Origin of the sequence: Streptomyces sp. NPDC096013, assembly GCF_044763565.1 — a bacterium.
GTDB lineage: Bacteria > Actinomycetota > Actinomycetes > Streptomycetales > Streptomycetaceae > Streptomyces.
In genome coordinates this window covers 558392-580208 of record NZ_JBIWGK010000002.1, presented here as the reverse complement: position 1 = coordinate 580208, position 21817 = coordinate 558392, and the positions used below count along the sequence as shown (strand labels likewise).

Sequence of the window (21817 nt, the reverse complement as noted above, 5' to 3'; positions counted from 1 at the left end):
CATCGCGGGGAGCATAACCGCCCCGTCCGCGATCTGCCAGGGATTTACGGGGGCGTGCTTCGGCGGGCACCGGCATAGAGTGGATGCGGGTTCAGGGCGTCTCTGGGGGTTGTGGACGTGGCGGACGACGGACCGGTCGAGCACGGCTACCCGCACCTGGCGACGGTGCGGGACGCCATCACCGCGCTCTACAGACGGCTGTCCTACGACACCGTCCAGACGTTCGCGACCAGCGTGGCGCCGGTCGACGTGGCGTTCGCCGACACGGACGACCTGCATCTGGGCGCGCAGCGGGTGGCCCGCGAGATGGTCCGGCACTACCGGCTCCCGGATGCCCGGCCGATCATCAGCTTCCGCGAGATGACGCACGCGGCGAACGTCGAACTCACCGCGGGGCCCGAGTACTTCATCGAGTTGAACGACCGGTTCCGTACGCATCGGCGGGACATCGGCGCGGCTCTCGCGCACGAGGTCATGCACGTCTATCTGCACCGGCTCGACCTGTCCTTCCCCGGCACCCGGGAGAACGAGATCCTCACGGACACGGCGGCGACGTATCTGGGCGCCGGGTGGCTGCTGCTGGACGCGTACCGGGAGGACTCGGCGTCCTCGCAGAAACTCGGGTATCTCACACCGGAGGAGTTCGGGTACGTCCTCGCCAAGCGGGCCCTGGTCTTCGGCGAGGACCCCTCCGTGTGGTTCACCAGCCCCCAGGCCTACACGGCGTACGTCAAGGGCATGGCCCAGGCCCGTCGCGACGAGCAGCAGCCTCCGCTGACCGCGGCGGGGTGGGCGGGGCGGCGCCGGTACGCCCATGACCGGCGGCACGGGCCGGGGTCGCAGCAGGGTGTGCCGTACGCCTTCAGCGGGGACGGAGCGGGCAGCCTGCGGGTGTCGTTCCCGTGCCCCACGTGTCATCAGCGGATCAGGGTGCCGGTGCGGGGGCGGGTCAGGGCGAGGTGCTCCTTGTGCCGGACGGTGCTGGAATGCGACACGTAGGTTGCACCGCCCGTCGCGGTCAGCCAAGAAGCGGACGTAAAACCCCCGCTACGCCCCGTACACCGCCCCCGGAATCTCCGCCTCCCCCAAGAGCTTCACCACCACCTCCCCCACTTCCGCCGCACCCCACCGCGCCCCCTTGTCGACACCCGGCCCCGCCCGCCACCCCTCCATGACGGTGATCCGCCCGCCCTCGACCTCGAACACCCGCCCGGTGACGCCGGCCCTCTCCCCCGATCCCAGCCAGACCACCAGCGGCGAGACGTTCTCCGCCGCCATCACATCGAACCCGGAGCCCGGCGCGGCCATGGTCTCCGCGAAGGTGTGTTCCGTCATGCGGGTCCGCGCGGCGGGGGCGATCGCGTTGACCTGGACGCCGTAGCGGGCGAGTTCGGCCGCCGCGACCAGGGTCAGGGCGATGATCCCGGCTTTGGCGGCGCTGTAGTTGCCCTGGCCGACCGAGCCCAACAGCCCTGCTCCGCTGCTGGTGTTGATGATGCGGGCGACCGGGGTGCGACCCGCTTTCGTCTCGGCCCGCCAGTACGCGGCGGCGTGTTTCAGGGGCAGGAAGTGGCCCTTCAGATGGACCCGTGTCACCGCGTCCCAGTCGTCTTCGTCGAGGTTGACGAGCATCCGGTCGCGCAGGTAGCCCGCGTTGTTCACCAGGGTGTCGAGCCGGCCGTAGGTGTCGAGCGCGGTCGCGATCAGGGACGCGGCACCGGCGGTCGTGGCGATGTCGCCGCCGTGGGCGACCGCCTCGCCGCCCGCCGCGCGGATCTCGGCGACGACCTGTGCGGCCGGGCTGTCGGGGCCGGGGGTGCCGTCGAGGCCGACGCCGAGGTCGTTGACGACGACCCGGGCGCCCTCGCCCGCGAAGGCGAGGGCGTGGGCGCGGCCGAGTCCGCGGCCCGCGCCGGTGACGACGACGACCCGTCCGTCGCAGATTCCACTCATTCCGCTCACCCTTCACGTCACGTGTCCTGGCCGGCGGTTCTTCAACTCACGCGTCTTTGTTGCCGGCTCTTCAACTCACGCGTCTTTGTTGCCGGTTCCTCAACTCACGCGTCTTTGTTGCCGGTTCCTCAACTCACGTGTCCTTGTTGGCGGTTGCCGCGTCCAGGAACGCGGGCCGCTCTCCGCCCCCGTGGACGAGGAGGCTCGCCCCGCTGATGTAGGCCGCCGCGTCGGAGGCCAGGAAGACCGCCGCCGCGCCGACGTCGGTGGGGTCGGCGAGGCGGCCGAGCGGGACGGTGCGGGAGACGGCGGCGATGGCGTCCTCGTCGCCGTAGTGGAGGTGGGACAGCTCGGTGCGGACCATGCCGACGACGAGGGTGTTGACGCGGATGTCCGGCGCCCACTCCACCGCCATCGAGCGCGCCAGGTTCTCCAGCCCGGCCTTGGCCGCCCCGTACGCCGCCGAACCGGGCGAGGGCCGGCTGCCGCTGACGCTGCCGATCATCACGACCGAGCCCCTGGCCCGCCTGAGGTGTTCGTACGCGGCGAGGGAGGCGGTGAGCGGGGCGAGGAGGTTCAACTCGATGATCCGCGCGTGCCGTTCGGCCTCCGCGTCGACGAGGGGGCGGTACGGTGCGCCGCCCGCGTTGTTGACGAGCACGTCGAGCCGGGGCAGCACGGCGAAGAACTCCCGTACGGCGTCCGGGTCCCGGAGGTCGAGGGGCCTGAACTCGGCTCCCTCGAACGGGACTTCGGGCGGTCTGCGCGCACAGGTCAGCACCTCGGCACCGGCCTCGGCGAAGGCCCGTGCGATACCGGCGCCGACGCCTCGGGTGCCGCCGGTGACGAGGACGGTCCGGCCCTTCAGGGGGTGGTCGGGCGAGTTGTCCACAGGGCCTCCCGCTCGGATTGTCCGGCTGCTAGCTTCGAAGCCTCGCACCTAACAAATGTTTGGTGGAAAGGTAGCTGATGCGTCCATGGGTGTCTCCACCTCGTCCCCGAAGTCGTCGAAAAAGGGCCCGGGAAAAAGCGGCATCGCCGTCGTCACGGTCGACTACCCGCCGGTGAACGCCCTGCCGGCTGACGGCTGGTTCGCCCTGGCCGACGCCGTCCGCACGGCGGGCCGCGACCCCGACGTGCGCTGTGTGGTGCTGGCGGCGGAGGGCCGTGGGTTCAACGCGGGGGTGGACATCAAGGAGATGCAGGCGCGCGGCCGTTCGGCCCTGGCCGGGGTGAACCGCGGCTGTTTCGAGGCGTTCGCGGCGGTGTACGAGTGCGAGGTGCCCGTGGTGGCGGCCGTGCAGGGCTTCTGCCTGGGCGGCGGCATCGGGCTGGCGGGGAACGCGGACGTGATCGTGGCGAGCGAGGATGCCACCTTCGGCCTGCCCGAGCTGGACCGGGGCGCGCTGGGCGCCGCCACCCATCTGGCCCGGCTGGTCCCCCAGCACCTGATGCGCGCCCTGTACTACACCTCGCGCACGGCGACAGCCGCCGAGCTGCACGCGCACGGCTCGGTGTGGCGGGTCGTCCCGCGCGCCGAACTCCTGCCCTCCGCACTGGAGTTGGCGGCCGAGATAGCCGCGAAGGACGGCGAGCTGATCCGCCTCGCCAAGTCCGCGATCAACGGCATCGACCCCGTCGACGTCCGCCGCAGCTACCGCTTCGAACAGGGCTTCACCTTCGAGGCCGACGTCACCGGGGTGGCCGACCGGGTCCGCGGCACTTTCGGCACATCGGCGAGGAAGGGGGCGTAGGTGAGCGACAAGACGATGACGGCCGACGAGGTCGTCTCCCGGCTGCACAGCGGCATGACCCTCGGCATCGGCGGCTGGGGCGCGCGCCGCAAACCCATGGCCCTGGTGCGGGCGTTGCTCCGCTCGGACATCACCGACCTCACGGTCGTCTCCTACGGCGGCCCGGACGTCGGCATGCTCGCGGCGGCCGGCCGCATCCGCGCACTGGTCGCCCCGTTCGTCACCCTGGACTCGATCCCGCTCGAACCGCACTACCGCGCGGCCCGCGAGCGCGGGGCCTTCGAGCTGACGGAGGTCGACGAGGCGATGTTCATGTGGGGCCTGCGCGCCGCCGCGAACCGGCTGCCGTTCCTGCCGGTGCGCGCGGGGATCGGTTCGGACGTGATGCGGGTCAACCCCGGGCTGCGGACGGTGACATCGCCGTACGAGGACGGGGAGACGTTCGTCGCGATGCCGGCCCTGCGGATGGACGCGGCCCTGGTGCACCTGGGCCGCGCCGACCGACTGGGCAACGGACAGTACCTGGGCCCGGACCCGTACTTCGACGACCTGTTCTGCGAGGCGGCGGACTCCGCCTATCTCTCCTGCGAACGGATCGTGGACACGGCCGAGTTGACGAAGGAGGCAGCACCGCAGTCCCTGCTCGTGAAGCGGCTGCACGTGACCGGGGTCGTCGAGGCCCCCGGCGGCGCCCACTTCACGTCCTGCTCGCCGGACTACGGCAGGGACGAGGACTTCCAGCGGCTGTACGCGAGCACCCCGTGGGCGGAGTTCTCCGGGCGCTTCCTGGCCGGTGACGAGCAGGCCTACGCGTCGGCGGTGCGTGACTGGCAGGAGGAGCAAGGGTGATGAGCGGACCGCGGACGGACGTGCGGCGTTCCGAGTACTGCGTGATCGCCTGTGCGGAGGCCTGGCGCGACGCCGGGGAGATCCTGGCCAGCCCGATGGGGTTCGTCCCGTCGGTGGGCGCGCGGCTGGCCCGGCTCACCTTCGCACCCGACCTGCTGCTGACCGACGGCGAGGCGGTGATCGTCCGGCCGGACGGGACACCGGAGGGCTGGTTGCCGTACCGGCAGCATCTGGCGCTGGTGGCGAGCGGGCGGCGGCACGTGATGATGGGCGCGAGCCAGATCGACCGGTTCGGCAACCAGAACATCTCGTGCATCGGTGACTGGGCGCGGCCGAGGCGACAGTTGCTCGGGGTGCGCGGGGCGCCGATCAACACGCTGAACAATCCGACGAGTTACTGGGTGCCGAGGCACTCTCCCCGGGTGTTCGTGGAGAAGGTCGACATGGTGTGCGGGGTGGGGTACGACCGGGTCGCCGAGCACCCGGGGACGGCCCGCTTCCACCGGATTCCCCGGGTGGTGTCCGACCTCGGCGTGTTCGACTTCGCGACCCCCGACCGCTCGATGCGGCTGGCCTCGCTGCACCCGGGCGTCACGGTGGAGCAGGTGCGGGAGGCGACGGGCTTCGAGCTGGCCGTGCCGGACGAGGTCCCGTCGACGCGTGAACCGACCCCGGAGGAGCTGCGGCTGATCCGTGAGGTGATCGACCCGGCCGACAGCCGTTCCAGGGAGGTGGGTTCGTGATGGAGACCGCGCTGACCCGGCTGGTCGGGGTCCGGCATCCGATCGTGCAGACCGGCATGGGGTGGGTGGCGGGACCGCGTCTGGTGTCGGCGACGGCGAACGCGGGCGCACTGGGCATCCTGGCTTCCGCGACCATGACGACCGACCGGCTCCGGGACGCGATCCGCGAGGTCGGATCCCGTACGCGGGAGCCGTTCGGGGTGAATCTGCGGGCGGACGCGACCGACGCCGGCGACCGGGTCCGGATCATGATCGAGGAGGGCGTACGGGTCGCGTCCTTCGCGCTCGCGCCCTCCGCCGAGCTGATCGCCGAGCTGAAGGAGGCGGGCGTCGTCGTGATCCCGTCCGTCGGGGCGCGGCGGCACGCGGAGAAGGTCGCGGCGTGGGGCGCGGACGCGGTGATCGTGCAGGGCGGGGAGGGCGGCGGGCACACCGGGGAGGTGGCGACGACGGTGCTGTTGCCGCAGGTCGTGGACGCGGTGGACATCCCGGTCGTGGCGGCGGGCGGCTTCTTCGACGGCCGGGGCCTGGTCGCGGCGCTGGCCTACGGCGCGGCGGGCGTCGCCATGGGCACCCGTTTCCTCCTCACCTCGGACTCGACGGTCCCCGACGCGGTGAAGGCGGCGTACCTGGCGGCGACGGTCAAGGACGTCACGGTCACCAGAGCGGTCGACGGCCTCCCCCACCGCATGCTCCGCACGGAGCTGGTCGACACCCTGGAGAACTCCGGCCGCGCGAGAACGCTGCTCCGGTCGGTACACCGGGCGGCGGGCTTCCGCCGTCTGTCCGGGCTGAGTTGGCGGCGGATGATCACCGACGGCCTGGCGATGAAGCACGGGAAGGAGCTGACCTGGAGCCAGGTGCTGATGGCCGCGAACACGCCGATGCTGCTGAAGGCGTCGATGGTGGACGGGCGGACGGACCTCGGGGTGATGGCCTCCGGCCAGGTCGCGGGGGTGATCGAGGATCTGCCGTCGTGCGCGGAGCTGGTGGCCGGGATGATGGATCAAGCAGCGGCGATCGTGGGCGAGTTGGCGTCGGGTGGTGCTTCGATGCGCGCATGACCCCGGGGTCGTCCCGCCCCGCTCAGAGCCGTTCGATGATCGTCACGTTGGCCTGGCCGCCGCCCTCGCACATGGTCTGGAGGCCGAAGTGGCCGCCGGTGCGCTCCAGTTCGTGGAGGAGGGTGGTCATGAGTCTGACGCCGGTCGCGCCGAGGGGGTGGCCGAGGGCGATCGCGCCGCCGTTGACGTTGACCCTGTCCGGGTCGGCGCCGGTCTCCTTCAGCCAGGCGAGGACGACGGGCGCGAAGGCCTCGTTGATCTCGACGAGGTCGATGGCGTCGATGGTCAGGCCGGTCTTCTTCAGGGCGTGGGCGGTGGCCGGGATCGGCGCGGAGAGCATGCGGAGGGGGTCCTCGCCGCGGACGGAGAGGTGGTGGACGCGGGCGCGGGGCGTCAACCCGTGTTCGCGGACGGCCCGTTCGGAGGCGAGCAGCATCGCCGCCGCGCCGTCGGAGACCTGGGAGGAGCAGGCGGCGGTGATGGTGCCGCCGTCGACGACCGGTTTCAGGCCCGCCATCTTCTCCAGTGACGTGTCCCGGCGCGGGCCCTCGTCGACCGCGACCGGGCCGTAGGCCACCGTCTCCCGTTCGAAGCGGCCCTCGTCGATGGCGCGCAGGGCCCGCCGGTGCGAGCGGAGCGCGAACTCCTCCTGGTCCTGGCGGCTGATCCCCCACTTCGCGGCGATCATCTCGGCGCCGGCGAACTGGTTGACCGGCTGTGTCCCGTACCGCGCGCGCCAGCCCTCGCTGCCGGTGAAGGGGCCGTCGGTGAGGCCGAGCGGTACGGCGGCCTGGCGGGAGGCGAAGGCGATGGGGATCAGGGACATGTTCTGGACGCCGCCCGCGACCACCAGGTCCTGTGTGCCGGACAGCACGCCCTGTGCCGCGAAGTGCACGGCCTGCTGGGAGGAGCCGCACTGCCGGTCCACCGTCACGCCCGGCACTTCCTCGGGCAGCCCGGCCGCCAGCCAGGCGGTCCGCGCGATGTCCCCGGCCTGCGGCCCCACCGCGTCCAGACATCCGAAGACGACGTCCTCGACGGCGGCGGGATCGATCCCCGAGCGCGCGACCAGTTCCTTGAGGACATGCGCCCCGAGGTCGGCCGGATGCACCGCGCCCAGCCCTCCCCCGCGCCGCCCGACGGGCGTACGGACCGCTTCGACGATGTAAGCCTCGGCCATGTCAACTCCCCATGCAGAGCTGTGAGTTATGTGCGTACGGCGATCCCGTCCAGCACCATCGACAGGTACTGCCGGGCGATCTCCTCGGCGCTGTGCTGTCCGCCCGGCCGGTACCAGGACGCGGCGACCCACACCGTGTCCCGCACGAACCGGTAGGTGAGCCGGACGTCGAGGTCGGCGCGGAAGACCCGGGCTGCAACCCCGCGCTCCAGCGTGGACAGCCACGCCTTCTCGAACTTGCGCTGCGACTCGGCGAGGAACGCGAACCGCTCCTGCGCGACCAGCTGCTTGCTCTCCTTCTGGTAGATCGCGACGGCGGCGCGGTGCCGGTCGATCTCCCGGAACGACTCGGTGACCAGTGCCTCAAGCGTCTGGCGCGGCCCCAACTCGGCGTCCAGGACGGTGTCGTAGCCGCCCCACAGCTCGTCGAGGAAGGTCCGCAGGATCTCCTCCAGCATCGATTCCTTGGAGTCGAAGTGGTAGTAGAGGCTGCCCGCGAGCATGCCCGCGTGGTCGGCGATCTTCCGGACGGTGGTGGCGTTGTACCCCTGCTCGGCGAAGACCTCGGCCGCCGTGTCGAGGAGTTCGCGGCGGCGGGCCGGAGCGGCGGTCACCGGGGGTTTCTTCTTGGTCGGCACGGCACCATTCTCGTGCCCCGGCGCCGGCCGCCCGCTCCCGCCCTCGCACGGCTAGGCATGCTGGCTGCTCACGGCCACGACCTCGCCGGTCATGTACGAGGAGTAGTCCGAGGCCAGGAACACGATCGCGTTGGCGACCTCCCAGGGCTCCGCGTACCGGCCGAAGGCCTCACGGGCGGTGAGGTCCGCGAGCAGTTCGGGGGTCGTCACCTTCACCAGGTGCGGGTGCATGGCGAGGCTCGGCGAGACCGCGTTGACACGCACCCCGTACGCGGCGGCCTCGATCGCCGCGCACCGGGTCAGCGCCATCACGCCCGCCTTGGCCGCCGCGTAGTGCGCCTGCCCGGCCTGGGCACGCCAGCCGACGACGGAGGCGTTGTTGACGATCACCCCGCCACCCGTCTCGCGCATCGCGCGCAGGGCCGCCCGGCTGCAGCGGAAGGTGCCGTTCAACGTCACGTCCAGGACCTTCGACCACTGCTCGTCGGTCATGTCGACGAGGTCCGACGTCCCGCCCAGGCCCGCGTTGTTGACGACGACGTCCAGGCGGCCGTGCGCCGCGACGGCCGCGTCGAACAGCGCCCGCACCTGCGCCTCGTCGGTGACGTCGCACGGCAGCGCGGCGACCGCCTCCGGCCCGAACTCCCGGGCCAGCTCGGCCTCGTACTCCTTCAGCCGGCGCGTGTGCGCGTCGCTGATCAGCACGCGCGCGCCCTCCTCCAGGAAGCGGCGCGCGGTGGCGCCGCCGATGCCCGCGCCGGCGGCGGCGGTGACGACGGCGGTGCGTCCCTTCAACAGCCCGTGCCCGGGGACGTATGCCGGACTCTCGACGCCTGTCATGGGCCCACGCTAACCTACCAAACACTTGTTAGGGAAGGACTGTTGAGGAGGGACGGCCGCATGGACCTCGACTTCACGTCCGCCGAGGAGGCGTTCCGCGCCGAGGCCCGCGCCTGGCTGCGCGCGCACGTGCCCGCCGAGCCCCTGCCCTCCCTCGAAACGGAGGAAGGCTTCGCCGCGCATCGCGGCTGGGAGGCCCGACTCGCCGCGGACCGCTGGTCGGTGGTGTCCTGGCCCGAGGAGTACGGCGGCCGGGGCGCGGACATCGTGCGGTGGCTGGTCTTCGAGGAGGAGTACTACGCGGCGGGCGCCCCGGGCCGGGTCGGCCAGAACGGCGTCAGCCTGCTCGCCCCGACGCTCTTCGACCACGGCACGCGCGAGCAACGCGCGCGCGTGCTGCCCGCGATGGCGACCGGCGAGGTGGTGTGGGCGCAGGCGTGGTCGGAGCCAGAGGCGGGGTCCGACCTGGCCTCGCTCACCTCGCGCGCGGTGCGCACGGACGGCGGCTGGCTGCTGAGCGGGCAGAAGACGTGGTCGTCGCGGGCGGCCTTCGCGGACCGCGCGTTCGGCCTGTTCCGCAGCGAGCCGGACACCCCGAAGCCCCATCAGGGCCTGACCTACCTGATGTTCGACCTGCGCGCCCCCGGTGTCACGGTCCGCCCGATCGGCCGTCTCGACGGCAAGCCGGCCTTCGCGGAGCTCTTCCTGGACGATGTCTTCGTCCCCGACGAGGACGTGATCGGGGAGCCCGGCCAGGGCTGGCGGGTCGCGATGTCGACCGCGGGCAACGAACGCGGGCTCACCCTCCGCTCCCCCGGCCGTTTCCTCGCCTCCGCCGACCGGCTCCTCACCCTCTGGCGGGCGCGCGGGAGTTCACCGGAGCTGCGGAACCAGGTGGCCGACGCCGTGATCGGCGCCCGCGCCTACCAGCTCTTCACCTACGCCAACGCCTCCCGTTTCCTCGACGGCGAGTCCATCGGCCCGGAGTCCAGCCTGAACAAGGTCTTCTGGTCCGAGTACGACATCGCCCTGCACGAGACGGCCCTCGAACTGCTCAGCGAGGAGGGTGAGTTGGCGGACTCCGCCTGGGCCGAGGGGTATGTCTTCTCCCTCGCGGGGCCCATCTACGCCGGTACGAACGAGATCCAGCGCGACATCATCGCCGAGCGCCTGCTCGGCCTGCCGAAGGGCCGCCGCTGATGCGCTTCCTCCTGGACCCCGAACAGCGGGCGTTCGCCGACTCGTTGAACGCGATGCTGACGGCGGCGGACACCCCGTCGGCCATCCGGGCGTGGAGCCGCGGCGAGCACGCGAGCGGGCTGGCGCTGTGGCGCCGTATCGCCGAGGCCGGGGTGTTCGCGCTGGCGGTGCCCGAGGCCTACGAGGGTTTCGGCCCCCGGCCCGTCGAACTCGCCGTGGCATTCGTGGAGTTGGGGCGGCACGCGGTGCCGGGGCCCGTGGTGGAGACGGTCATGGCGGCCGCGCTGCTGACCGAACCCGGGCCGGCCAAACGGTTGTTGCCCGCGCTGGCGGCGGGCGAGGCGATGGCCACGGCGGCGCCCGCGGGGTCGTACGCACTGGACGGTGACGTGGCGACGGTCCGCCTGGCCTGGGACGCCGACGGGCTGCGCAGCGCGCCCGGCCACGGTCCCGTACGCGCGTCGCTCGACCCGGCACGCCGTCTCACCCGTCTGCTCCCCGGTGGTGAACTCCTCGGCCCGAACCCGCCGTTGGCTCTCGCCCTGACCTGGGCGCGGCTCGCGACCGCCGCCCAGGCGCTCGGGGTGGGGCTCGCGTTGCTCGACAGGACCGTGGCCTATGTGAAGCAGCGGACCCAGTTCGGGGTGGCCGTGGGCTCCTTCCAGGCGGTCAAGCATCAACTGGCCGACACCAAGCTCGCGTTGGAGTTCGCGCGTCCACTGCTCTTCGGTGCCGCGCTCGCCATGGACCCCGCCGACGTGGCCGCCGCGAAGGTCACCGCGTGCGAGGCGGCGTACCGGGCGGCCCGTACGGCGCTTCAGCTGCACGGGGCGATCGGCTACACCGCCGAGTACGACCTGTCCCTGTGGCTGACCAAGGCCCGTGCGCTGCGGGCGAGTTGGGGCGGCCCGGGCGAGTGCCGGGCCGCCGTGCTCGACGGGCTCAGTGGTGGTGGTCGCCGCTCGTGAGTTCCCTGTACTCCTCCGCCGTCGGCTTCGGGATGTGCGCCTCGGGTCCGAACATCGCCTTCGCGAGCCGGGCCCGCACCCGCTGACCGCCCTTGACCTGCCGCTGGACACCGTTCCCGTCGACGAGCGGGCCGATCGCGTACGGCGGTTCCTGCTCGTGCTGGGTGAGCCGGAACCGCTCGTCCTGGGTGAGGGGTTCGTGCACCTCGACGTACTCGCCGTGCGGCAGCATCTTGATCAGGCCGGACTCGCGACCGTGCAACACCTTGTCCCGGTCCCGGCGTTGGAGCCCGAGGCAGACGCGTTTGGTGACCAGGAACGCGACGACGGGCATGACGAAGACGGAGACCCGCACGAACCAGGTGATCGCGTTGATCGACAGGTTCAGATGCGTGGCCACCACGTCGTTGCCGCCGCCGATCAGCAGCACCCCGTACAGGCTCAGCCAGGCCACCCCGAGCCCGGTGCGCACGGGCATGTTGCGCGGCCGGTCCAGGATGTGGTGTTCGCGTTTGTCGCCGGTGATCCAGGCCTCGATGAACGGGTAGGCGCCGATGGCCGCGAGGATCAGCGGGAACAGCGTGAAGGGGATGAAGACGCCCAACTCCAGTGTGTGGCCCCAGGCGTTGATCTCCCATCCCGGCATCACCCGGATCAGCCCCTCGGAGAAGCCTAGGTACCAGTCGGGCTGGGCACCGGTGGTCACCAGGTCCGGCCGGTACGGTCCGAAGGCCCACACGGGGTTGATGCTGGCGATTCCGCCCATGACCGCGAGGACGCCGAAGACGAGGAAGAACATGCCGCCCGCCTTGGCGGTGTAGACCGGCAGGAACGGGCTGCCGACCACGCTCTTCTCGTCGCGTCCGGCGCCGGGGTACTGCGTGTGCTTGTGGTAGAAGACCAGGATCAGATGCGCGACCACCAGGCCCAGCATGATCCCCGGCAGCAGCAGGACATGGATCGGGAAGAGCCGCGAGATGATGTCGTGGCCCGGGAACTCCCCGCCGAACAGGAACATCGACATGTACGTGCCGACGATCGGCACGGACAGCATCGCGCCGTCGGCGAAGCGGATACCGGTACCGGACAGCAGGTCGTCGGGGAGCGAGTAGCCGGTCAGTCCGGTGAGGATGCCGAGGAACAACAGGGTCCAGCCGAACACCCAGTTGACCTCGCGCGGCTTGCGGAACGCGCCGGTGAAGAACACCCGCATCATGTGGGTGAGCATGCCGGCGATGAACACCACGGCCGCCCAGTGGTGGATCTGCCGGATCAGCAGCCCGCCCCGCACGTCGAAGCTGATGTCGAGCGCCGACTCGTAGGCCCGGGTCATCGGGATGCCGTTCAACGGCGTGTACGAGCCGTGGTAGATGACCTCGACGCCGCTCGGCTCGAAGAACAGGGTGAGGTAGATGCCGGTGAGGATCAGGACGAGGAAGCTGTAGAGGCAGATCTCGCCCAGCATGAAGGACCAGTGGTCCGGAAAGACCTTGCGCATATTGGACTTGGCGATGGCGTACAGCCCGAGCCGTCCGTCCGCCCAGTCGGCGAGCTTCTCCCCTTTGCCGGGCTCGGGTCGCCGGCCGCCGGGATCAGGACGCCGGCCGCCCGGCTCAAGGCGCCGACTGCCGCCGTCCGCCGAGCCGTTGACCGGCGGCGCGGCACCCCCGGCACCGTTCGCCGCTCCGTTCGCCGATCCGTGCACCGAGCCGTTCGCCGGTCGTGCGCCGTCCATGGGTGGGCCGCCCTCCCCTTCGGTTCACCGACAGCGTGCCACGGTGGACCGGCTAAGCCAACGGTGCGTCAGCAGGGAGATCCAGCCCGCCGATTCCGATCACCGCACTCAGGCCGTGCGCGTCCAGCACCGCGTCCTCACCGGCCAACTGGACGGCGTCATAAGGCCGGAGGGCCACTCCGGCCACCTCGGCGGTCCCGTCCAGCGCCACCACCAGCACGTCCGCGCCCAGCCGCAGCCGCCCCCGGACGACGGCCACCGTGGGTGCCGTGGGGCAGGCGCCTTTGCGCCACATCACGTTCAGGTTGACCACGGGGCCGTCCAGGAGCACGCAGTCGGTCGGCACGTCGCCTCTGAAGTCCCTTGGTGCGTAACGGGTGTCGACCAGCCGCCGGGCGCCGTCCACCGTCAGGTCCATGCCGGCGCCCTCGACCACGGTGAGGGTCCGGTCGACGTCGGGAAAGGCCGAGAACGGACCGTCCGCCGCGACCTCGGCGAGGCTCACCCGGCACACGAAGTCGGCCATGCCCGCACCCTCGGGCCAGGCGGCGATCTCGCGCGTCACACCGCCACCGTTCTTCCAGGGCACGGCGGTTCGCGCCGAGGCGGGCAGCACGCGGATCACTGGACGACCCCCTGCTCGCGCGCCGCCGCCAGCCACTGCGGGAACTCGCCCACGAGCCGGTCGTAGAGTTCCGCGTCGGTCATCCTCAGCGGGTCCGAACCGGCGTGGAAGAAGCCCGCGTTGTCGATCGGCCGCTTCTGCGGTACCGCCAACTCGTCGAGTCTGCGCAGGAATTCGAATTGCTTGCTCTTCCGGTCGCCGAACCCGACGAACTGCCAGAACATCGGGAGTCTCGCCGCCTTGCACACATACCGTTCCGCGGCGAGCTTGTTGATGGGGCCGCCGTCGGTCTGGAAGACGACGAGGGCGGGGTCCGTGGCGCCGCTGTCGAGGTAGTGGTCTATGACGGCGTCCATGGCCAGGTGGTAGCTGGTCTTGCCCATGTGCCCGAGCCCGGCGACGATCCGCTCGATCCGGCCCTCGTGGTCGGCCAGTTCGATGTCCGTGACCGCGTCGACGTCCGTCGAGAAGAAGACGACCGGCACCGTCCCGTCGTCGTCGAGGTGCGCCGAGAGGCCCAGCACCCGGTCCGCCAGGGCCTGCACGCTGCCGTCCTTGTAGTACGGCTTCATGGAACCGGAGTAGTCGACCACGAGATAGACGGCGGCCCGCTGCCCGTCCAGCCCGTGCTTCCGGAGCGAGACCCCGGCACTCTTGTACAGGCTGACCAGCGCGGGCGCGGTCTCCTCGACCTTGCTGAGCGAGATCGCGGCCACAGGGGCTCCCTTCGGACCGGGGCAAGAATTCCGAGATCGAAAAGGCCGAGATTACGCCACGCGGGCCCCGCAGGTTCAATGTCCCCCCAACCCCCGGAATAGGGACGTAACCGCACCTACGCTGGCCCCATGAAACGCGCCGGCGTCCTGATGCTCGCCGCCGTACCCGTCGCCCTCGCCGCGACGGCCTACGGCATCTCGCCCTCCACCCACGACGACCCGCGCCCCGCGCCCCCGGCCGCCTCCACCCAGGACGAGCCACGCCCCTCGCGCCCGGCCACCGCCTCCACCCACGACGACCCGCGCCCCGCACACCCGTCCCCGTCCGCCGCTACGCCGGACAGAGCACCGGAGGACCTGGCCGCGCCGGCCCTGAAGAACCTCGCCCAGGAACTGGTGGCCAGCGCCGAGAACTCGACCCTCGACTGGCGCAGCGCGTACGGCTATGTGCAGGACATCGGCGACGGACAGGGCTACACCGCGGGCCTCATCGGCTTCTGCACCGGCACCCACGATCTGCTCGTCCTGGTCGAGAACTACACCGCGGCCCACCCCGGCAACGGCCTCGCCCGCTACCTCCCCGCCCTGCGCGCGGTCGACGGCACCGACTCGCACGAGGGCCTGGACCCCGGCTTCCCGGCCGCGTGGCGCGCCGAGGCGAAGGTCCCGGCCTTCCGGGCGGCGCAGGAAGCGGAGCGCGACCGCATCTACTTCGACCCGGCCGTCAGCACGGCGAAACGCGACGGCCTGGGTCCGCTGGGCCAGTTCATCTACTACGACGCCATCGTCTTCCACGGCCCGGGCACGGACGGCTTCTACGGCATCCGGGAGCGCGCGATGGCGCGGGCCAGGACGCCTGCCGAAGGGGGTTCCGAGAAGGCCTACCTGAGCGCGTTCCTCGATGTCCGCCGGGCCACGATGCGGGCCAAGCGCCCCGGCATCGACACCACCCGGATCGACACGGCCCAGCGGAAGTTCCTGGAGGAGGGGAACCTGGAGCTGCGGACACCGCTGGTGTGGCAGGTGTACGGGGAGACGTACAAGGTGCCGTAGAGGAGCGGGAGTCGGGCCCGGGGGAAGAGGGGGAGCCGAATCCGGACATGCGGCGGCGCCTGCCGTGTCCGGTCGGGGACTGGGCAGGCGCCGTCTCGTGTACCGCACGCCTTTGTGCGGGACGCTTTATGCCGAACCGTCAGACCATCAACGCGCGGTCCGTCGGCCGGATGGGGGCGGGCAGTTCGCTGGCGCCGGCCAGGAAGCGGTCGACACCGCGGGCGGCCGAGCGGCCCTCCGCGATCGCCCACACGATGAGGGACTGGCCGCGGCCCGCGTCACCGGCGACGAAGACGCCGGGGACGTTGGTCTGGAAGTCGGCGTCGCGGGCGATGTTGCCGCGCTCGTCGAGTTCCAGGGCGAACTGCTCGACCAGGCCGTTCTCCCGGTCGGTGCCGGTGAAGCCCATCGCCAGCGTGACCAGTTGGGCGGGGATCTTGCGCTCCGTGCCCGGCTTCTGGGTCAGCTTGCCGTCGACGAACTCGACCTCGACGAGGTGCAGCCACTGGACGTTGCCGTCCTCGTCGCCCTCGAAGTGGGTGGTGTTGACGGAGTAGACCCGCTCACCGCCCTCCTCGTGCGCGGAGGTCACCTTGTAGAGCATCGGGAAGGTCGGCCAGGGCTGCGCGACCGCGTTCCGCTCGTCGCCCGGACGGGGCATGATCTCCAACTGCGTGACGGAGGCGGCCCCTTGGCGGTGCGCCGTACCAACGCAGTCGGCGCCGGTGTCGCCGCCGCCGATGACAACAACGTGCTTGCCCTCGGCCGAGACCGGGGCGGTGACGTAGTCGCCTTCCTGGACCTTGTTCGACAGGGGCAGGTACTCCATCGCCTGGTAGACGCCGGTCAACTCCCGCCCGGGGACCGGGAGATCGCGGGCGGTGGTGGAGCCGGCGGCGATGACGACCGCGTCGTAGCGCTTGCGCAGGTCGGTGGCCTTGAGGTCGACGCCGATCTCGATGCCGGTGCGGAAGCGGGTGCCCTCCGCGCGCATCTGCTCGATACGGCGGTTGATGTGCCGCTTCTCCATCTTGAACTCGGGGATGCCGTACCGGAGAAGGCCCCCGATGCGGTCCGCGCGCTCGTAGACGGCGACGGTGTGGCCCGCCCGGGTGAGCTGCTGGGCGGCGGCGAGGCCCGCGGGGCCCGAGCCGACGACCGCGACGGTCTTGCCGGAGAGCCGCTCGGGGGCCTGCGGGGCGACGTCACCGGTCTCCCACGCCTTGTCGATGATGGAGACCTCGACGTTCTTGATGGTGACCGGCGGCTGGTTGATGCCCAGCACACAGGCCGCCTCGCACGGCGCGGGGCACAACCGCCCGGTGAACTCGGGGAAGTTGTTGGTGGCGTGGAGGCGCTCGGAGGCGGCCGTCCAGTCCTCGCGGTAGGCGTAGTCGTTCCACTCGGGGATGAGGTTCCCCAGCGGACAGCCGTTGTGGCAGAACGGGATACCGCAGTCCATGCAGCGGCTGGCCTGCTTGCTGATGATCGGCAGCAGGGAACCGGGGACGTAGACCTCGTTCCAGTCCTTGAGACGGACGTCCACGGGACGGGACTTGGCGACCTCGCGCCCGTGGTTCAGAAAGCCCTTCGGGTCAGCCATTGGTCGCCGCCTCCATCATCTTCTCGGTGATCTCGGTCTCGGAGAGACCCGCTCGCTCGGCGGCGTCCTTGGCGGCGAGCACTGCCTTGTAGGCACTGGGGATGATCTTGCTGAAGCGCTCCACGGACACGGTCCACTCGGCGAGCAGCTTCTCGGCGACCGTCGAGGCGGTCTCCTCGGCGTGCCGGCGCACCACGTCGTGCAGCCACTGCTTGTCGGTGTCGTCCAGCTCCTCGACGGCGCCCGCGTTCCCGACGTTCACGTTGTCGGGGTTCAGGTCGATGACGTAGGCGATGCCGCCGGACATGCCCGCCGCGAAGTTGCGGCCGGTCTCGCCCAGGACGACCGCCCGGCCGCCGGTCATGTACTCGCAGCCGTGGTCGCCGACACCCTCGGAGACCACGGTGGCACCGGAGTTGCGGACACAGAACCGCTCGCCGGTACGCCCGCGCAGGAACAGCTCGCCGCCGGTCGCGCCGTAGGCGATGGTGTTGCCCGCGATGGTGGAGAACTCGGCGAGGTGGTCGGCGCCCCGGTCGGGGCGGACGATGACCCGGCCGCCCGAAAGGCCCTTGCCCACATAGTCGTTGGCGTCGCCCTCCAGGCGGAGCGTGACACCGCGCGGGAGGAAGGCACCGAAGGACTGGCCCGCGGAACCGGTGAAGGTGATGTCGATGGTGTCGTCGGGCAGACCCGCCCCGCCGAACTTCTTCGTCACCTCGTGGCCGAGCATGGTGCCGACCGTGCGGTTGATGTTGCGGATCGCGACCTGCGCGCGGACCGGCTGGGCGTCGGTGGCGCTGGACGCGGCGAGCGCGTCGGCGGCGAGCTTGATCAGCTCGTTGTCGAGCGCCTTCTCCAGGCCGTGGTCCTGCTTGATGACCTGGTGGAGGGCGGCGCCGTCCGGGAGTTCGGGGACGTAGAAGAGGGGGGCGAGGTCCAGGCCCTGCGCCTTCCAGTGGTCCACGGCCCGCTCGACGTCGAGCGTGCCGGCCTGGCCGACGGCCTCCTCGATGGTGCGGAAGCCCAGCTCGGCGAGGATCTCGCGGACCTCTTCGGCGATGAACTGGAAGAAGTTCACGACGTATTCGGCCTTGCCGGCGAACCGGTCGCGCAGCACCGGGTTCTGGGTGGCGATGCCGACCGGGCAGGTGTCGAGGTGGCAGACGCGCATCATGACGCAGCCGGAGACGACGAGCGGCGCGGTCGCGAAACCGAACTCCTCGGCGCCGAGCAGCGCGGCGATGACGACGTCACGGCCGGTCTTCAGCTGGCCGTCCGTCTGGACCACGATCCGGTCCCGAAGTCCGTTGAGCAGCAGGGTCTGCTGGGTCTCGGCGAGGCCCAACTCCCAAGGCCCACCCGCGTGCTTGAGCGAGGTGAGCGGGGACGCGCCCGTGCCGCCGTCGTGGCCGGAGATGAGGACGACGTCCGCGTGCGCCTTGGAGACACCGGCGGCGACCGTGCCGACACCGACCTCGGAGACCAGCTTCACGTGGATGCGTGCCTGCGGGTTCGCGTTCTTCAGGTCGTGGATCAGCTGGGCGAGGTCTTCGATGGAGTAGATGTCGTGGTGCGGCGGCGGCGAGATGAGACCGACACCGGGCGTCGAGTGACGCGTCTTGGCGACCCACGGGTAGACCTTGTGGCCGGGCAGCTGGCCGCCCTCGCCGGGCTTGGCGCCCTGGGCCATCTTGATCTGGATGTCGTCCGCGTTGACCAGGTACTCGGAGGTGACGCCGAAGCGGCCGGAGGCGACCTGCTTGATGGCGCTGCGCCGGGCCGGGTCGTAGAGCCGGTCCGCGTCCTCGCCGCCCTCACCGGTGTTGGACTTGCCGCCCAGCTGGTTCATGGCGATGGCGAGCGTCTCGTGCGCCTCCAGGGAGATGGAGCCGTACGACATGGCGCCGGTGGAGAAGCGCTTGACGATCTCGGAGACGGGCTCGACCTCGTCGATGGAGATCGACGGGCGGTCCGACTTGAAGCCGAAGAGGCCGCGCAGAGTCATCAGCCGCTCGGACTGCTCGTTCACGCGGTCCGTGTACTTCTTGAAGATGTCGTAGCGGTTGGTCCGCGTCGAGTGCTGGAGGCGGAACACCGTCTCCGGGTCGAACAGGTGCGGCTCGCCCTCGCGGCGCCACTGGTACTCGCCGCCTATGTCGAGGGCGCGGTGCGCGGGCGCGATGCCGCTCGCCGGGTACGCCTTCGCGTGGCGGGCGGCGACCTCCTTGGCGATGACGTCGATGCCGACGCCGCCGATCTTGGTGGCCGTACCGCTGAAGTAGGCGTTGACGAACTGCTCGTCCAGGCCGACCGCCTCGAAGACCTGGGCGCCCCGGTAGGAGGCGACCGTCGAGATGCCCATCTTGGACATGACCTTGAGGACGCCCTTGCCGAGCGCGTAGATCAGGTTGCGGATGGCCTGCTCGGCCTCGATGTCGGTGAGGAACGTGCCCGCGCGGACGAGGTCCTCGACGGACTCCATCGCCAGGTACGGGTTCACGGCCGCGGCGCCGAAGCCGATGAGCAGGGCGACGTGGTGGACCTCGCGGACGTCACCGGCCTCCACCAGCAGGCCCACCTGGGTGCGCTGCTTGGTGCGGATGAGGTGGTGGTGGACGGCGGCGGTGAGCAGCAGCGAGGGGATCGGCGCGTGCTCGGCGTCGGAGTGCCGGTCCGAGAGGACGATCAGGCGGGCGCCGTTCTCGATCGCGGCGTCGGCCTCGGTGCAGATCTCGGCGAGGCGGGCCGCGAGGGCGTCGCCGCCGCCGGAGACCCGGTACAGGCCGGAGAGGGTCGCGGCCTTCATGCCGGGCATGTCGCCGTCGGCGTTGATGTGGATGAGCTTGGCCAGCTCGTCGTTGTCGATCACCGGGAAGGGCAGGGTGACGCTACGACAGGAAGCGGCCGTCGGCTCCAGCAGGTTGCTCGCGGGGCCGAGGGACGACCGCAGGCTGGTGACCAGCTCTTCGCGGATCGCGTCCAGCGGCGGGTTGGTGACCTGCGCGAACAGCTGGGTGAAGTAGTCGAAGAGCAGCCGCGGGCGGCTGGAGAGCGCGGCGATGGGCGAGTCGGTGCCCATCGAACCGATGGGCTCGGCACCGGCCTTGGCCATCGGCGCGAGGATGACGCGCAGCTCCTCCTCGGTGTAGCCGAAGGTCTGCTGGCGGCGGGTGACCGAGGCGTGGGTGTGCACGATGTGCTCACGCTCGGGCAGGTCGGACAGCTCGATCTCACCGGCTTCGAGCCAGTCGCCGTACGGCTTCTCGGCGGCGAGGGCGGCCTTGATCTCGTCGTCCTCGATGATGCGGTGCTCGGCGGTGTCCACGAGGAACATACGGCCGGGCTGGAGGCGGCCCTTGCGGACGACCTTCGCGGGGTCGATGTCGAGGACGCCGACCTCGGAGCCGAGGACGACGAGGCCGTCGTCGGTGACCCAGTAGCGGCCGGGGCGCAGGCCGTTGCGGTCGAGGACCGCGCCGACCTGGGTGCCGTCGGTGAAGGTGACGCAGGCCGGGCCGTCCCAGGGTTCCATCATCGTGGCGTGGAACTGGTAGAAGGCGCGGCGGGCCGGGTCCATGGAGTCGTGGTTCTCCCACGCCTCGGGGATCATCATCAGCACCGAGTGCGGCAGCGAACGGCCGCCGAGGTGCAGGAGTTCGAGCACCTCGTCGAAGGACGCGGAGTCGGAGGCGTCCGGCGTGCAGATCGGGAAGACGCGGTCGAGCTTGTCCTGGTCGCCGAAGAGGTCGGAGACGAGCTGGGACTCGCGGGCCGCCATCCAGTTGCGGTTGCCCTTGACCGTGTTGATCTCGCCGTTGTGCGCGACGAAGCGGTACGGGTGGGCGAGCGGCCACGACGGGAAGGTGTTCGTGGAGAACCGGGAGTGCACGAGCGAGATCGCGGAGGCGAAGCGCCGGTCGGACAGGTCCGGGAAGAAGGGCTCCAGCTGACCGGTGGTGAGCATGCCCTTGTAGACGATGGTCCGCGCGGACAGCGACGGGAAGTAGACGCCGGCCTCGCGCTCGGCGCGCTTGCGCAGCGCGAAGGCCTTGCGGTCGAGGTCGATGCCCTGGCTCCGTCCGTCGCTCACGAAGAGCTGACGGAAGAGGGGCATGGTCGAACGGGCGGTGGCGCCGAGGAGTTCGGGCGCGGTCGGCACCTCGCGCCAGCCGAGAACCGTGAGGCCCTCCTCGGCGACGATCGTCTCGACCTGCGAGACGATCGCGTCCGCGCCGTCCATGGGCAGGAAGGCGATACCGACCGCGTACCCACCGGCGGCGGGCAGATCGAATCCGGCCACCTCACGGAAGAAGGCGTCCGGCACCTGGGACAGGATGCCCGCGCCGTCGCCCGAGTCGGGCTCGGCCCCGGTCGCACCGCGGTGCTCCAGGTTGCGCAGCACTGTGAGCGCCTGCTCGACCAGCGCGTGGCTCGCCTCGCCGGTGAGGGTGGCCACGAAGCCGACGCCACAGGCGTCGTGCTCGTTGCGGGGGTCGTACATACCCTGCGCGGCAGGGCGAGCATCCATGAAGGACCAGTTCTGGCCATTCGTGGTGTGCTGGGACGGCTGGCGCGGCGTACGCATCGGCTCTCCCGTCGTCGTCGTGACATATGCGTGTGCATAGGGACGACGCTGGCCCTCTGCGGAGTGAGTGCAAAATTTCGTGCAGGTTACATGATGGAGCGGTTCTCGGGAACCGGATACTCCGTTCCAACATGCGGACGCCGCAGGGTGGCGGCGCGGCACCGCACAGGCGGTGGAAGTTAAGGGGACCTAAGCGGACAGATCGATGTCCGTCGGTCCGGGGCAGAGGGAGCGTCGTCGCCCATCCCGCGGGTGCGCCACAGGCGTCATTGCCCACAGCGCTTACGGCTCATGCCCGGTGGTTAAGC

Annotated in this window: 18 protein-coding genes; 8 read left to right on the top strand and 10 right to left on the bottom strand. The window is 70.9% G+C overall.

Annotated features, from left to right (window positions below):
• Positions 1–117 precede the first annotated feature (117 nt).
• Positions 118–999: a hypothetical protein gene (locus tag ACIRB1_RS10110; protein ID WP_352183753.1), complete on the top strand. Its 882-nt coding sequence runs from the start codon at positions 118–120 to the stop codon at positions 997–999.
• Positions 1000–1047: 48 nt separating this feature from the next.
• Here the strand turns inward: ACIRB1_RS10110 and ACIRB1_RS10105 are convergent, their stop codons facing one another.
• Together ACIRB1_RS10105 and ACIRB1_RS10100 are read right to left on the bottom strand one after the other, a co-directional pair.
• Positions 1048–1953 carry an SDR family oxidoreductase gene (locus tag ACIRB1_RS10105; protein ID WP_403465208.1) on the bottom strand — a complete coding sequence of 302 codons (906 nt, stop codon included), beginning with the start codon at positions 1951–1953 and terminating at the stop codon, positions 1048–1050.
• A gap of 133 nt (positions 1954–2086) precedes the next feature.
• Positions 2087–2845, bottom strand: coding sequence for an SDR family oxidoreductase (locus ACIRB1_RS10100; RefSeq protein WP_403465207.1), 759 nt, complete (start codon positions 2843–2845; stop codon positions 2087–2089).
• An 85-nt stretch (positions 2846–2930) separates the two neighbouring features.
• Between ACIRB1_RS10100 and ACIRB1_RS10095 the strand changes: the two genes are divergently transcribed.
• From ACIRB1_RS10095 to ACIRB1_RS10080, 4 genes are read left to right on the top strand one after another with little or no spacing between them, the layout of a single operon-like run.
• Positions 2931–3707, top strand: coding sequence for an enoyl-CoA hydratase family protein (locus tag ACIRB1_RS10095; protein WP_403465206.1), 777 nt, complete (start codon positions 2931–2933; stop codon positions 3705–3707).
• Positions 3708–4556 (top strand): CoA transferase subunit A, encoded by an 849-nt coding sequence (locus ACIRB1_RS10090; RefSeq protein WP_403465205.1) that lies wholly within the window; start codon positions 3708–3710, stop codon positions 4554–4556. It abuts the gene before it with no gap.
• Positions 4556–5299 (top strand): CoA-transferase subunit beta, encoded by a 744-nt coding sequence (locus ACIRB1_RS10085; protein WP_403465204.1) that lies wholly within the window; start codon positions 4556–4558, stop codon positions 5297–5299. Before ACIRB1_RS10090 ends, ACIRB1_RS10085 begins: the two co-directional genes overlap by 1 nt.
• Positions 5299–6363, top strand: a complete 1065-nt coding sequence (locus tag ACIRB1_RS10080) for an NAD(P)H-dependent flavin oxidoreductase (protein ID WP_403465203.1) — start codon at positions 5299–5301, stop codon at positions 6361–6363. The genes ACIRB1_RS10085 and ACIRB1_RS10080 overlap by 1 nt, the downstream gene beginning before the upstream one ends.
• 22 nt (positions 6364–6385) lie before the next feature.
• On the opposite strand, the gene ACIRB1_RS10075 is transcribed toward ACIRB1_RS10080, so the two are convergent.
• The 3 genes from ACIRB1_RS10075 to ACIRB1_RS10065 are packed head-to-tail and all read right to left on the bottom strand — an operon-like array spanning position 6386 to position 9021.
• On the bottom strand, positions 6386–7543 hold the full coding sequence (locus ACIRB1_RS10075; RefSeq protein ID WP_352183746.1) for an acetyl-CoA C-acetyltransferase: 1158 nt from the start codon (positions 7541–7543) through the stop codon (positions 6386–6388).
• Between the two features lie 26 nt (positions 7544–7569).
• Positions 7570–8181 (bottom strand): TetR/AcrR family transcriptional regulator, encoded by a 612-nt coding sequence (locus ACIRB1_RS10070; protein ID WP_328832047.1) that lies wholly within the window; start codon positions 8179–8181, stop codon positions 7570–7572.
• Positions 8182–8232: 51 nt separating this feature from the next.
• Positions 8233–9021: an SDR family oxidoreductase gene (locus tag ACIRB1_RS10065; protein WP_403465202.1), complete on the bottom strand. Its 789-nt coding sequence runs from the start codon at positions 9019–9021 to the stop codon at positions 8233–8235.
• 60 nt (positions 9022–9081) lie between these two features.
• Between ACIRB1_RS10065 and ACIRB1_RS10060 the strand changes: the two genes are divergently transcribed.
• Both ACIRB1_RS10060 and ACIRB1_RS10055 read left to right on the top strand, forming a co-directional pair.
• Entirely contained in the window at positions 9082–10221 is a 1140-nt protein-coding gene (locus ACIRB1_RS10060) for an acyl-CoA dehydrogenase family protein (protein ID WP_403465201.1), read from the top strand.
• Positions 10221–11189 (top strand): acyl-CoA dehydrogenase family protein, encoded by a 969-nt coding sequence (locus ACIRB1_RS10055; protein ID WP_403465200.1) that lies wholly within the window; start codon positions 10221–10223, stop codon positions 11187–11189. The genes ACIRB1_RS10060 and ACIRB1_RS10055 overlap by 1 nt, the downstream gene beginning before the upstream one ends.
• On the opposite strand, the gene ACIRB1_RS10050 is transcribed toward ACIRB1_RS10055, so the two are convergent.
• Genes ACIRB1_RS10050 through ACIRB1_RS10040 form a run of 3 tightly spaced genes read right to left on the bottom strand, consistent with a single transcriptional unit; the run spans position 11164 to position 14265 of the window.
• Positions 11164–12924, bottom strand: coding sequence for a cytochrome bc complex cytochrome b subunit (locus tag ACIRB1_RS10050; protein WP_403465199.1), 1761 nt, complete (start codon positions 12922–12924; stop codon positions 11164–11166). The two genes, ACIRB1_RS10055 and ACIRB1_RS10050, sit on opposite strands and share 26 nt — an antisense overlap.
• Positions 12925–12976: 52 nt before the next feature.
• A complete protein-coding gene (locus ACIRB1_RS10045) occupies positions 12977–13549 on the bottom strand; it encodes a HutD family protein (RefSeq protein ID WP_403465198.1) in 573 nt (190 codons plus the stop codon).
• Entirely contained in the window at positions 13546–14265 is a 720-nt protein-coding gene (locus tag ACIRB1_RS10040) for a VWA domain-containing protein (protein WP_352183740.1), read from the bottom strand. Before ACIRB1_RS10040 ends, ACIRB1_RS10045 begins: the two co-directional genes overlap by 4 nt.
• Before the next feature lie 129 nt (positions 14266–14394).
• Between ACIRB1_RS10040 and ACIRB1_RS10035 the strand changes: the two genes are divergently transcribed.
• On the top strand, positions 14395–15318 hold the full coding sequence (locus ACIRB1_RS10035) for a chitosanase (protein WP_403465197.1): 924 nt from the start codon (positions 14395–14397) through the stop codon (positions 15316–15318).
• A gap of 139 nt (positions 15319–15457) precedes the next feature.
• Here ACIRB1_RS10035 and ACIRB1_RS10030 read toward each other — a convergent pair whose 3' ends face one another.
• Complete coding sequence (locus ACIRB1_RS10030; RefSeq protein ID WP_403465196.1) at positions 15458–16921, bottom strand: glutamate synthase subunit beta; 1464 nt, start codon at positions 16919–16921, stop codon at positions 15458–15460.
• A complete protein-coding gene (gene gltB / locus ACIRB1_RS10025) occupies positions 16914–21509 on the bottom strand; it encodes a glutamate synthase large subunit (protein ID WP_403465195.1) in 4596 nt (1531 codons plus the stop codon). Before gltB ends, ACIRB1_RS10030 begins: the two co-directional genes overlap by 8 nt.
• Positions 21510–21817: the final 308 nt, after the last annotated feature.